12 protein-coding genes are annotated in these 11,018 nt (G+C 55.3%); 10 read left to right on the top strand and 2 right to left on the bottom strand.

The genetic code is table 11. The features are described 5' to 3' along the window. The 3 genes from RTY00_RS11010 to ptsG form a co-directional block, all read left to right on the top strand. A partial coding sequence (locus RTY00_RS11010; protein WP_312664450.1) for a DNA polymerase III subunit delta' C-terminal domain-containing protein occupies positions 1 to 424 on the top strand: 424 nt, incomplete at its 5' end. 16 nt (positions 425 to 440) lie between these two features. Beyond that, positions 441 to 1,232, top strand: a complete 792-nt coding sequence (locus RTY00_RS11005; protein ID WP_154181483.1) for a metal-dependent hydrolase — start codon at positions 441 to 443, stop codon at positions 1,230 to 1,232. Positions 1,233 to 1,518: 286 nt separating this feature from the next. Further along, positions 1,519 to 2,952, top strand: coding sequence for a PTS glucose transporter subunit IIBC (gene ptsG, locus RTY00_RS11000; protein ID WP_008103049.1), 1,434 nt, complete (start codon positions 1,519 to 1,521; stop codon positions 2,950 to 2,952). A 180-nt stretch (positions 2,953 to 3,132) separates the two neighbouring features. On the opposite strand, the gene RTY00_RS10995 is transcribed toward ptsG, so the two are convergent. Both RTY00_RS10995 and RTY00_RS10990 read right to left on the bottom strand, forming a co-directional pair. After that, complete coding sequence (locus tag RTY00_RS10995; protein WP_312664449.1) at positions 3,133 to 4,272, bottom strand: glycoside hydrolase family 88 protein; 1,140 nt, start codon at positions 4,270 to 4,272, stop codon at positions 3,133 to 3,135. After that, entirely contained in the window at positions 4,269 to 5,873 is a 1,605-nt protein-coding gene (locus tag RTY00_RS10990; protein WP_312664448.1) for an MFS transporter, read from the bottom strand. The genes RTY00_RS10995 and RTY00_RS10990 overlap by 4 nt, the downstream gene beginning before the upstream one ends. A gap of 356 nt (positions 5,874 to 6,229) precedes the next feature. Here RTY00_RS10990 and hinT point away from each other — a divergent pair, with 356 nt between their 5' ends. From hinT to RTY00_RS10955, 7 genes are all read left to right on the top strand, one after another. Further along, the gene (gene hinT, locus RTY00_RS10985) at positions 6,230 to 6,580 is read left to right on the top strand and encodes a purine nucleoside phosphoramidase (RefSeq protein WP_312664447.1); all 351 of its coding nucleotides are present in this window, start codon (positions 6,230 to 6,232) and stop codon (positions 6,578 to 6,580) included. Positions 6,581 to 6,597: 17 nt separating this feature from the next. Continuing rightward, complete coding sequence (locus RTY00_RS10980) at positions 6,598 to 6,963, top strand: YcfL family protein (RefSeq protein ID WP_008103043.1); 366 nt, start codon at positions 6,598 to 6,600, stop codon at positions 6,961 to 6,963. A gap of 10 nt (positions 6,964 to 6,973) precedes the next feature. Beyond that, positions 6,974 to 7,570 carry a penicillin-binding protein activator LpoB gene (gene lpoB / locus RTY00_RS10975; protein ID WP_008103041.1) on the top strand — a complete coding sequence of 199 codons (597 nt, stop codon included), beginning with the start codon at positions 6,974 to 6,976 and terminating at the stop codon, positions 7,568 to 7,570. After that, positions 7,557 to 8,372, top strand: coding sequence for a thiamine kinase (gene thiK / locus RTY00_RS10970; RefSeq protein WP_312664451.1), 816 nt, complete (start codon positions 7,557 to 7,559; stop codon positions 8,370 to 8,372). Before lpoB ends, thiK begins: the two co-directional genes overlap by 14 nt. A 15-nt stretch (positions 8,373 to 8,387) precedes the next feature. After that, entirely contained in the window at positions 8,388 to 9,431 is a 1,044-nt protein-coding gene (gene nagZ / locus RTY00_RS10965) for a beta-N-acetylhexosaminidase (protein ID WP_312664446.1), read from the top strand. Between the two features lie 38 nt (positions 9,432 to 9,469). After that, positions 9,470 to 10,012, top strand: a complete 543-nt coding sequence (gene ycfP / locus RTY00_RS10960) for an alpha/beta hydrolase YcfP (RefSeq protein WP_312664445.1) — start codon at positions 9,470 to 9,472, stop codon at positions 10,010 to 10,012. 212 nt (positions 10,013 to 10,224) lie between these two features. Further along, positions 10,225 to 11,018: FAD-dependent oxidoreductase (locus RTY00_RS10955; RefSeq protein ID WP_312664444.1), on the top strand; the 794-nt coding region annotated here is incomplete at its 3' end.

Raw genomic sequence — 11,018 nt, 5'->3', positions numbered from 1 at the left:
CGCCTTACGTTTGAGTAATGGCGCCCCCGCCGCCGCCTTGACGCTGCTGCAGCCCGAGTGCTGGCAGGCGCGTGAAACGCTGTGCGAAACGCTGATCAAAGCGCTAAACGGCGATGTGCTGCAGCTGTTACCCGCGCTAAACAGTGAAGATGTGGCCGAACGTCTCAGCTGGCTGATTTCGCTGCTGGTGGATGCGATGAAAGTGCAGCAGGGGGCCAGTCAGTGGCTGAGCAACGGCGATCGTCCAGATGTGGTTACGCAGTTGGCACAAAGAATGAATAGCAGTGCGCTCAACAGCAGTGCGCAGCAATGGATGCAGTGCCGCGAACAGCTGTTACATGTCGCTGCACTCAACCGAGAATTAATGTTGACCGATCGTTTACTCGCCTGGGGACGTTTACTGACTCCGGCAACGGTCGGCTAAGCAAAAAGAGAGCTCTATGTTTATTGTCGATTCCCACTGCCATCTTGATGGCCTCGATTATGAAAAACACCATCGCGATCTGGATGATGTCATTGCCAAAGCGGCGGCGCGCGATGTGAAGTTTATGCTGGCGATTGCCACCACCTTGCCGGATTACTACAAAATCAAACAGCTGGTAGGCGATCGTGAAAACGTCGCGCTGGCCTGTGGCGTGCATCCGCTCAATCAGGAAGCGCCGTACGACGTCGAAGAGTTCCGCCGTCTGGCCGCCGAGGATCGCGTGGTCGCGCTGGGTGAAACCGGACTGGATTACTTCTATCAGCAGGAAACAAAAGCGCAGCAGCAAGCCTCGTTTCGTGAGCACATTCGTACCGGTATCGCACTGAATAAACCGATCATTGTGCACACGCGTGATGCGCGTGAAGACACGCTCGCAATTCTGCGCGAAGAGCAGGTGGAGAAGTGTGGCGGCGTGCTGCACTGTTTTACCGAAGACAAAGAAACCGCAGCCAAATTGCTGGATCTTGGTTTTTATATCTCCTTCTCTGGCATTCTGACCTTCCGTAACGCCGAACAGATCCGTGATGCGGCGCGCTATGTGCCACTTGATCGCATGCTTGTAGAAACCGATTCGCCGTATCTGGCGCCGGTACCGCACCGTGGTAAAGAGAATCAGCCAGCGTTTACGCGTGATGTGGCAGATTACATGGCGGTATTAAAAGGCGTGGATATCGAAACCCTCGCCGCTGCCACCACTGAAAACTTCTCCCGCCTGTTCCACATCCCGATGAGTCGTCTCGGCGGCTAACCGCTTTATTTCAAACGCTGTAATTAATCAAAAATCACCCAACTGCACTGCGTCTGACTGGACGCAGGCAGTGATTTATTGCTGTTTATTAGCGCAAGTCAGTCAGAAATGACTGAAAGGAAGAGGCCGCTCTTAGCGAAATGTGATGGCCGTCAATTTAACAATTAGCGATTTATTTTACTCTTCGTAATAAATCAAAAGACGCTCAGCGTCACCCCGGCGAAGGATCCTCCCCCTAAGCCATGCGCACTGCGCAAAAAAATTGCACTCATACTCAGGAGTTTCTATGTTCAAGAACGCATTTGCGAACCTGCAGAAAGTAGGTAAATCGCTGATGTTGCCGGTATCGGTTCTGCCGATTGCCGGTATTTTGTTAGGTGTTGGTTCAGCAAACTTCAGCTGGCTGCCGGAAGTGGTTTCCCACGTCATGGCCGAAGCGGGTGGTTCGGTGTTTGCCAATATGCCGCTGATCTTTGCGATCGGTGTGGCGCTCGGCTTTACCAATAACGACGGCGTGTCTGCGCTGGCGGCTGTGGTTGCTTACGGCATCATGGTGAAAACCATGGCGGTGGTTGCGCCACTGGTACTGCATATGCCTGCCGGAGAAATCGAGGCCAAGCATCTGGCGGATACCGGTGTGCTCGGCGGAATCATCGCCGGTTCCATCGCGGCGTATATGTTTAACCGCTTCTACCGCATCAAACTGCCTGAGTATCTCGGCTTCTTTGCCGGCAAGCGCTTTGTGCCGATCATCTCCGGTCTGGCCGCGATTTTCACCGGTGTAGTGCTGTCATTCATTTGGCCGCCAATCGGTACTGCGATTCAGGACTTCTCACAGTGGGCAGCGTACCAAAACCCAGTCGTCGCCTTTGGCCTTTACGGTCTGATTGAGCGTTCGCTGGTACCGTTTGGTCTGCATCATATCTGGAACGTACCATTCCAGATGCAGATTGGTGAGTTCACCAATGCTGCAGGTCAGGTGTTCCACGGTGATATCCCACGTTACATGGCGGGTGACCCAACCGCAGGCAAACTGTCAGGCGGCTTCCTGTTCAAAATGTACGGTCTGCCAGCAGCAGCGATTGCGATTTGGCATACCGCTAAACCAGAAAACCGCGCCAAAGTGGGCGGCATCATGATCTCCGCCGCGCTGACCTCGTTCCTGACCGGTATTACCGAGCCAATCGAGTTCGCCTTCATGTTCGTGGCGCCAATTCTGTATGTGATCCACGCGATTCTGGCGGGCCTGGCCTTCCCAATCTGTATCTTGCTGGGTATGCGTGATGGCACCAGCTTCTCACACGGTCTGATCGACTTTATCGTGCTGAGCGGTAACAGCAGCAAAATCTGGCTGTTCCCGATTGTGGGTATCATCTACGGCCTGATTTACTACACCGTATTCCGTTTCCTGATTGTGAAACTGAATCTGAAAACCCCTGGCCGTGAGGACACCGCAATGGAGCAGAGCAGCGCAACCGGCAGCGAAATGGCTGGCAAACTGGTTACCGCGTTTGGTGGTAAAGAGAACATCACTAACCTTGATGCTTGTATCACGCGTCTGCGTGTGAGCGTGGCGGATGTGGGTAAGGTTGATCAGGCTGAACTGAAAAGCCTTGGTGCACGTGGTGTGGTAGTAGCAGGTTCAGGCGTTCAGGCGATCTTCGGCACCAAGTCCGATAACCTGAAAACTGAAATGGATGACTATATCCGCAGCATGTAACGATAAAGGGCAGGCAGAGCCGGTGCGATGAAGCGGCGTCAGATCGTAAAGACGCCATAAACCATCCCTGGGGCTCGGCCCAAGCCATCCCTGGCTTGGGACGCTTTACTCCTCTGCCGCCGCTTCATCGCACTTCACTTTCGGTGCGTAAAAATGCCCTCAAATGAGGGCATTTTTTATTTATAAATAAACCCGCAAATACTCCGTCAAACACAGCAGTGCCATCGCCTGACCATACGGCATTGAGGTGAGCGGTATCTGACGGTAATACTCCAGATCGCTGCCCATCGCCGTACCAAACGATACCTGCTTCAGTTCCCCATCCTCATCGATATTACCGATCACACCACACAACGCTTTCTCCGCCAGCGGTAAATAGGTGGGCGAAAGATAGTGTTTGCGCACCGCTTTAAGAATGCCATAGGCGAAACCGGCGGTGGCGGAGGCTTCAGGATAGCTGTTGGGATCGTCGAGCAGGGTGTGCCACAAACCGCTGCTGTGCTGACAGGTGCTCAGCGCCTTCACCTGGCTCTCCAGCACCTGCTGCAGGAAACGCCGCGTGGCATGCTGTTCCGGCCAGTTCATCATCTCGAGGAAATCAGGAATAACGATAGTCAGCCAGCTGTTGCCGCGCGCCCAACGCGCGTTGGCAAAATTGTGCCGCCCATCAAACGTCCAGCCGTGGAACCACAAACCGGTTTGGCGATCCATTAAATATTGGGTATGAATCAGAAACTGATAGCTGGCTTCTTCGACAAACTCCGGACGATCCAGCAGCTGACCAATCTTCGCCAGCGCCATCACGCTCATCATTAAGGTGTCATCCCACAGCTGCTGGGTGTTTTCATTGTTGTAGACGATGTGCTGCAAGCCGCCTTGCTCGGTACGCGGCATCTCATACATCACCCATTCTGCCCAACGCTCCAGCACCGGCCGCCATGCGGCATTTCGCGTCTCTTCATAGCGATACGCCAGCGTCAGGAACGGACAAACGGTATTGACGTTCTTGGTTGGCGTACCTTCCGCCAGTCGCGTACTGAACCAGTCATCGATAATCTTCAGCGTCTCTTGATCGCCGGTTTGCTGATAGTAGTGCAGCATGCCGTACAGGCCGATGCCGTGTGTCCATTCCCAACCGGCCCAGCCTTTGGTATCGATCACGCGGCCATCATCGAGGCGCAGTAAAAACTCGCCGCTGTGATCGGTAATATTCACCAGATTATGGGTTAGCCGCTGAATCAACTGCACCAGCTCAGTACGTGGCAACAGATATTCAGGCTGGCGCAGTAACGCGCTGTGCTTCACAGGAAATACAGTCATGGTTCATTCCTATCGTTAATCAGGGTAGAGAGAGAAGGTAAAGATCGTGGCTGAGTCGGCAGCGGCGGTGCGGCAGGCTTATGACGGTTGAGATACCCGACGTTGTTATTGCCCCACAGATTTTCATACGGCATGCCCGCCAGCATTTCGACCACTTCACGCGATTGCGGCGTAATGCGTTCCGGCACCACGCGTCCGGCTTCGCGCATTTTCAATGTCTCTTCGCGCAACACCGTGTGGGTTTGCAGGTTGAGTTTGAAGCGCAGTGAAATAATGAAGCCGCAGGCCAGCACGCAAAGTGTGCCCACGCTGAGGATCGCCAGAATGGTGTGGCCGACGGCCGCGACTTGTGTGTCCTTGCCGGAGGAGAAGCCCGCCAGCTGCAACACGATACCGACGAACATCACCGCACCTGCTTGTGAGGCTTTGCGCGTCAGCGTCATGATGCCGGCAAAAATGCCTTCGCGACGTTGGCCGGTAATCACTTCATCGACGTCAGCGATATAGGTGTAAGTATTCCACGGCACATAGTTGATGCCACCGCGACCAAGACCCGCAAGACCAGAAATCAGTACCAGCAGAGCGAAGTTGTCGTTCATGCCGGTGTACCATAATCCGGCGTAGGAGAGGGCGCTCAGACCAAACAGCACCACCACCATACGATAGGCAGGCGCAGGTCCTAGTCGGATACACAGCGGAATCATCGCCATCACCGCAATAAACTGCATCACCGCCATGGTGCCCATCAGGTTGGAGGCGATCTGCGCGCTTTGCATCAGCACAAACACCACATACCAGGTAAACACCGCGTTAAACACGTCCTGCGCGATATAGCCGCCGAGATACATGCCAAGATGCTGGCGGAAAATACGAATGCGCAGCGTTGAGGCCAGCTCGGTGTAGAGGCGTTTCAGGCTCTGCAGCAAGGTCAGCTGTGATTTTTCCTGCTCTGCGCGGCGTGATTCAGCAGAGAAATCGCTGGGATCGCGCTCCCATGTAAATAGCCACACCAGCGTTAACACCAGCGCACAAATCACCGAGAACACCAGGCTGGCGTAGAAGAAGGAGATCGGATTATCTTTGCCAAACCAGCCAATCAGCACGCCCGGCAGGAACGCCGCCAGAATGGCCGACAGCTGCGCCAACCCAATACGCGCGCCAGAGAAGCGGGTTTTCTGTTTGAAATCATCGGTCATCTCCGGCACCAGCGTTTCGTAGGGCACCAGAATCATGGTGTAGACCATATCGAACAGCAGATAAGTCAGCAGATACCACCAGAAACTCATGTCGCCAACCCACATCAGGCTGTAGCTGAACACGCACGGGATGCCGAGCAGAATGAAGAATTTGCGGCGGCCAAAGCGCTTGCCGAGCCAGGTCGAACCAAAGTTATCGGTCAGGAAACCCATCAGCGGGCTCACCACCGCATCCAGCACGCGGGCGGCGGCGAAAATGAAGGTCGCCTGAATCGGCGAGAGCCCACAAAAGGTGGTGTAAAAGTAGAGCAGCCAGGCGGCGGTTAACGCCGTGGTGCCTGCACCGAGGAAATCCCCGGACCCATAGGCCAGATAATGACCCAGGCCAATCTTACGAGAGCGCATGGCAGGTTCTCCTTGAATTAGTCGGTAAACACATCCCTCATCACTCCGTACAACTTGCTCGGATTGGATTGAAAGTAGAGCGGCTTAAGCGTGCAAACCTTCGTGATTTCGCAATGACTTTCTGGTGGATGGCAAAATCACAAAGAAAATGGCGTGATATCTCTAATTTATAAAACAGCGTTTCATTTTTGTGGTTAATGAGATGTTAGAAATGCGAGTTGCAGCACAATGCGTGGCAAAGGGAGAAAACGGCTTAAAGGCAGTCATTTAATACAGGAAATGTGGTCCTGAGGTTGAAAGAAATGGAATTCCTCACGCATACTGCCTGACTGAACTCAGGCTTAAGGAAATGCACCATGGCTGAAGAAACCATTTTCAGTAAAATCATCCGTCGCGAGATCCCCGCCGACGTGGTTTATCAGGACGAACTGGTCACCGCCTTCCGTGATATCGCGCCCAAAGCGCCTACCCATATTCTGATCATCCCCAACGTATTGATTCCCACCGCCAACGATGTGCAGGCAGCACACGAGCAGGCGCTGGGCCGGATGATCACCGTGGCCGCCAAAATTGCGCGTGATGAAGGCATTGCCGAAGATGGCTATCGTCTGATCATCAACTGCAACAGCCATGGCGGTCAGGAGGTTTATCACATCCATATGCATTTGGTCGGCGGTCAGCCGCTGGGCCCAATGCTGGCCATCTAACTCAGGCGGACAAATTGATGCGTCAATGGCTGAGTGGCTTGCTGTTGCTGACCCTTGCAGGTTGCAGCAGCGATAAGCCGATGATTAATACCTCGCAGTCGCTGGTGATGGAATCGTCAGTATTATCCGCGGGCATTATTACCGATGATCCTAAGTTGACCGAGCAAGATGGTCAGCAGCGTGCCATGAGCGTGTTGTACAACCAGCGGGAAACGCCGGTGAAAGTGCACTATCGTTTCTATTGGTACGACGACAAAGGATTGGAAATCACGCCGGAAGAGCCAGCGCAGAGCCAGATCGTTCCGGCGCACGGCAGCGTAGAAGTGGCCTCACAAATGGGCAATCCGACCGCCAGTAAGGTGCGTCTCTATCTTTATCTTTGAGGAGTAAGCTGTGATTCGCAGTGTAAAACGTTCGGGCGCGTTGTTATTTGCGCTAATGCTCACCGGTTGTGTGGTGAAACAACAGACGCCAGCGCCGGTAGAACCCACGCAGCCGACCACGCCAACGCAGCCGGTTGAACCGACGCCGCAGCCGGTGCCGCCACCAGAAACCGTGCCGCAGCCACCGAAGCTGAAAACCATTAACTGGGATGCCAGCGTCCAGCCGTTAGTCGGCAAGATGGTGCAATCTTCAGGTGTGAATCCTGGCAGTGTGCTGCTGGTGGATCGGATCAAGAACAGCACCAACGGCGCGCTGCAAACTGATAAAGCCACCGATGCGATTCAGAATGCGCTGGCCAACAACGGCAAGTTCACGCTGATCACTCCGGAACAGCTGGCGCAGGCCAAGCAGACGCTGGGCTTATCGCCGGATGACAGCCTCAACTCGCGCAGTAAAGCGATTGGTCTGGCGCGCAACGTTAACGCGCAGTATGTGCTGTACAGCAATGCGCAGGGCGATGTGAAAGCACCAACGCTGCAAATGCAGCTGATGCTGGTACAAACCGGTGAAATCATCTGGTCAGGAAACGGTGTTGCTCAACCCTGATCCCCAGCTGCAAAACCTGCTTCAGCAACAATGGCCGACGGCGCAAGCTGCCGGTCATTTTTTCGCGCTGCCGGGACTGAGCGGGCAAAGCGTGCGCGTGCAGATGCCGCAGGGCGAGTTGCTGGCGCGCCGTGCGCCGCCGCAGCCGATCCCGTTTGTCGATCGCCAGCGCGAATACCGCATCCTGCAGCAGTTCAGGCATGCAGAGCTCGGGCCGCAGCCGCTGGCGTGGCGCGATCCCTGGCTTCTGCAAAGCTGGTTGCCGGGCGAGGTGCTCACCTCCGCGCAGTTCAACGCGCAGCGGGAGGCGATTGTGGCGCTGCTGCAGCGCCTGCATCAACAGCCGCTCACCGGCTATCGTTTACGATTAGCGCCGCTGCTGCAGCGTTATTGGCAACTTTGCCAGCAGCGTCACTGGCGCTGGCAGCGTCGTCTGCAACGCTTATTACAGCAGGGCGAACCACAGCCGCTGCGCCTGGCACCGCTGCATATGGATGTCCACGCCGGCAACCTGATTGCCACGCCTGCCGGTTTACGCCTTATCGACTGGGAATATGCCGCCGATGGCGACGTGGCGCTGGAGCTGGCGGCGGTGTGTGCGGTTGATGGCGATACGCGTTCAGCGTGGATTGCCGATTACGCCGCGCGCGCGCAGCTGAATGAACAGGCACTGGCGCGCCAGATGCAGCGCTGGCAGCCGTGGCTGCAACTGCTGATGGCCAGCTGGTATCAGTTGCGCGCCGAGCAGAGCCAGGATGACACCTTACAACAGTTGGCGCAGGCCAGCTGGCACGACCTTTAACGTAGGATTTTAATCATGACCATGAACACGCCTGGACCGCTGATGCTCGACGTCGAAAGCTATGAGCTCGACGCCGAAGAACGCGAAATTCTGCAGCATCCGCTGGTAGGCGGACTGATTCTGTTTGCCCGCAACTTCCACGATGTCGATCAATTGGCAGAGCTGGTGCGCCAGATTCGCGCCGCGTCGCGCCATCGTCTGGTGGTCGCGGTGGATCAGGAAGGCGGGCGCGTGCAGCGTTTCCGCGACGGCTTCACGCAGCTGCCGGCCATGCAATCCTTCGCCGCGCTGCACGATCTCAATAGCGCGGGTGAACTGGCGCAGCAGGCGGGATGGCAGATGGCGTCGGAAATGATCGCCATGGACATCGACATCAGTTTCGCGCCGGTGCTCGACATTGGTCACATCAGCGCGGCAATTGGCGATCGTTCGTTCCATGAAGATCCGGCTATCGCCCTGCAGGTGGCGCGTCGCTTTATTAACGGCATGCATGAAGCTGGTATGAAAACCACCGGCAAACACTTCCCCGGTCACGGTGCGGTCAGCGCGGATTCGCATAAAGAGACGCCGCGCGACAACCGCGACGCTGCCACGCTGCGTCAGCATGACATGGCGATCTTTAAGCAGTTGATCGATGAGCAACTGCTCGATGCGGTGATGCCAGCGCACGTTATCTATACTGAGGTGGATCCGTTGCCCGCCAGCGGTTCGCCATACTGGCTGCAAACCGTGTTGCGCCAAGAGCTCAGCTTCAACGGCGTAATTTTCTCCGACGATTTGTCGATGGAAGGTGCCGCCGTGATGGGCAGCTACGCCGAACGCGCACAGCAGTCGCTGAATGCCGGTTGCGATATGATCCTGGTGTGCAATCAGCGCGCCGGCGCGGTGAGCGTGCTGGATAACTTGACGCCGATCGGGGCAGAGCGCGTGACGCAGTTATACCATCAAGGGCGTTTTACCCGTCAAAGCCTGCTGGCAAGCGAGCGCTGGCGGCAAAATCAGCGTCAGCTCAGCGCATTGCAAGAGCGCTGGCTGGCGCACAAAGCTTCGGGCAGATAAGCCGCGCTGCCCGGATTTATTCCACGCTGAGGAAAATCATGATCATCTATCTGCACGGTTTTGATTCCAACAGTCCGGGCAACCATGAAAAGGTGCTGCAGCTGCAGTTTATTGACCCGGACGTCAGATTAGTCAGCTACAGCACTCGCCATCCCAAACATGACATGCAGTTTCTGCTGAAAGAGTGCGACAAGCTGCTGCAACAGGGCGACGATGCGCATCCGCTGATTTGTGGAGTTGGGTTGGGTGGCTACTGGGCCGAGCGCATTGGCTTCCTGTGTGGCATGCGTCAGGTGATCTTCAATCCCAATCTTTTCCCGTTTGAGAACATGGAAGGCAAAATCGATCGCCCGGAAGAGTATCTCGATATTGCTACCAAGTGCGTGAATGATTTCCGCGAGAAGAACCGCGAAAAGTGTCTGGCGATTTTGTCTCGTCAGGATGAAGCGCTGGATAATCAGCGCAGCGCGGCGTATCTGCAGCCGTTTTATGAAATCATCTGGGATGAAGCAGCCAGCCACAAATTCAAGAACATCGCGCCGCATTTACAGCGCATCAAAGCCTTCAAACTCCTCGCCTGACCGTCAGTGCGCCGTGTGACGCGGCGCATAAAATGTGTAACATTCTGATAATGCTGCTGAAAGATTGATGTACATCAATTTTCTTATGTGATGTCTTTGACGCCGTGATATTCTGCCCTCAGCTCGCGATTTAACGTCGCCAACCCTATGTTTATTAAGGTTTTTATTAACCATTGATTAACTATTGGTTTACAACTTTGAGGGGGTCTTTGTTGACTACATCTATGGAAAAAATCGTTATCATCGGCGGTGGTGCTGGCGGCTTAGAGCTGGCAACGCAGCTCGGTCACAAGCTGGGACGCAAGAAAAAGGCCGAGATCATTCTGGTCGATCGTAATCACAGTCATCTGTGGAAACCGCTGCTGCATGAAGTGGCAACCGGTTCGATGGATGAAGGGATTGATGCGCTGAGCTATCTGGCGCACGCGCGTAATCACGGCTTCCAGTTCCAGCTGGGATCGCTGACGCAAATCAACCGTGAAAACAAAACCCTTGAGCTGGCTGAAATTCGCGATGCGGAAGGCGCGTTGTTAGTGCCGCAGCGTGAGCTGGCCTACGATCGCCTCGTTATCGCGCTTGGCAGCACCTCAAATGACTTCGGCACGCCGGGCGTGAAAGATCACTGCATCTTCCTTGATAACCCGCATCAGGCGCGTCGTTTCCACAACGAAATGCTCAACCTGTTCCTGCGTTTCTCGGCCAGCGAAGGCAGCCTGGAAAAAGTCAACATCGCCATTGTCGGCGGCGGCGCCACCGGCGTGGAACTCTCTGCGGAACTGTATAACGCGGTGAAACAGCTGCACAGCTATGGCTACAAAGGTCTGGATAGCAGCTCGCTGAACGTCACGCTGGTGGAAGCCGGTGAACGCATTCTGCCTGCGCTGCCACCGCGTATCTCGGCGGCGGCGCATCAGGAGCTCACCAAACTTGGCGTGCGCGTGTTGACGCAAACCATGGTCACCAGCGCCACCGAAAACGGCTTGAATACCAAAGGCGGCGAATTCAT

Source organism: Pantoea sp. CTOTU49201 (assembly GCF_032054795.1).
GTDB classification, from domain to species: domain Bacteria; phylum Pseudomonadota; class Gammaproteobacteria; order Enterobacterales; family Enterobacteriaceae; genus Pantoea; species Pantoea symbiotica.
The sequence above is the reverse complement of the archived record's forward strand: the minus strand, read 5'-3'. Positions and strand labels throughout refer to the sequence as shown.

Bases quoted from the DNA above. Each gene is read 5' to 3' on its own strand.
- RTY00_RS11005 (WP_154181483.1), top strand. From the start codon at position 441: ATGTTTATTGTCGATTCCCACTGCCATCTTGATGGCCTCGATTATGAA.
- ptsG (WP_008103049.1), top strand. From the start codon at position 1,519: ATGTTCAAGAACGCATTTGCGAACCTGCAGAAAGTAGGTAAATCGCTG.
- RTY00_RS10995 (WP_312664449.1), bottom strand. From the start codon at position 4,272: ATGACTGTATTTCCTGTGAAGCACAGCGCGTTACTGCGCCAGCCTGAA.
- RTY00_RS10990 (WP_312664448.1), bottom strand. From the start codon at position 5,873: ATGCGCTCTCGTAAGATTGGCCTGGGTCATTATCTGGCCTATGGGTCC.
- hinT (WP_312664447.1), top strand. From the start codon at position 6,230: ATGGCTGAAGAAACCATTTTCAGTAAAATCATCCGTCGCGAGATCCCC.
- RTY00_RS10980 (WP_008103043.1), top strand. From the start codon at position 6,598: ATGCGTCAATGGCTGAGTGGCTTGCTGTTGCTGACCCTTGCAGGTTGC.
- nagZ (WP_312664446.1), top strand. From the start codon at position 8,388: ATGACCATGAACACGCCTGGACCGCTGATGCTCGACGTCGAAAGCTAT.
- ycfP (WP_312664445.1), top strand. From the start codon at position 9,470: ATGATCATCTATCTGCACGGTTTTGATTCCAACAGTCCGGGCAACCAT.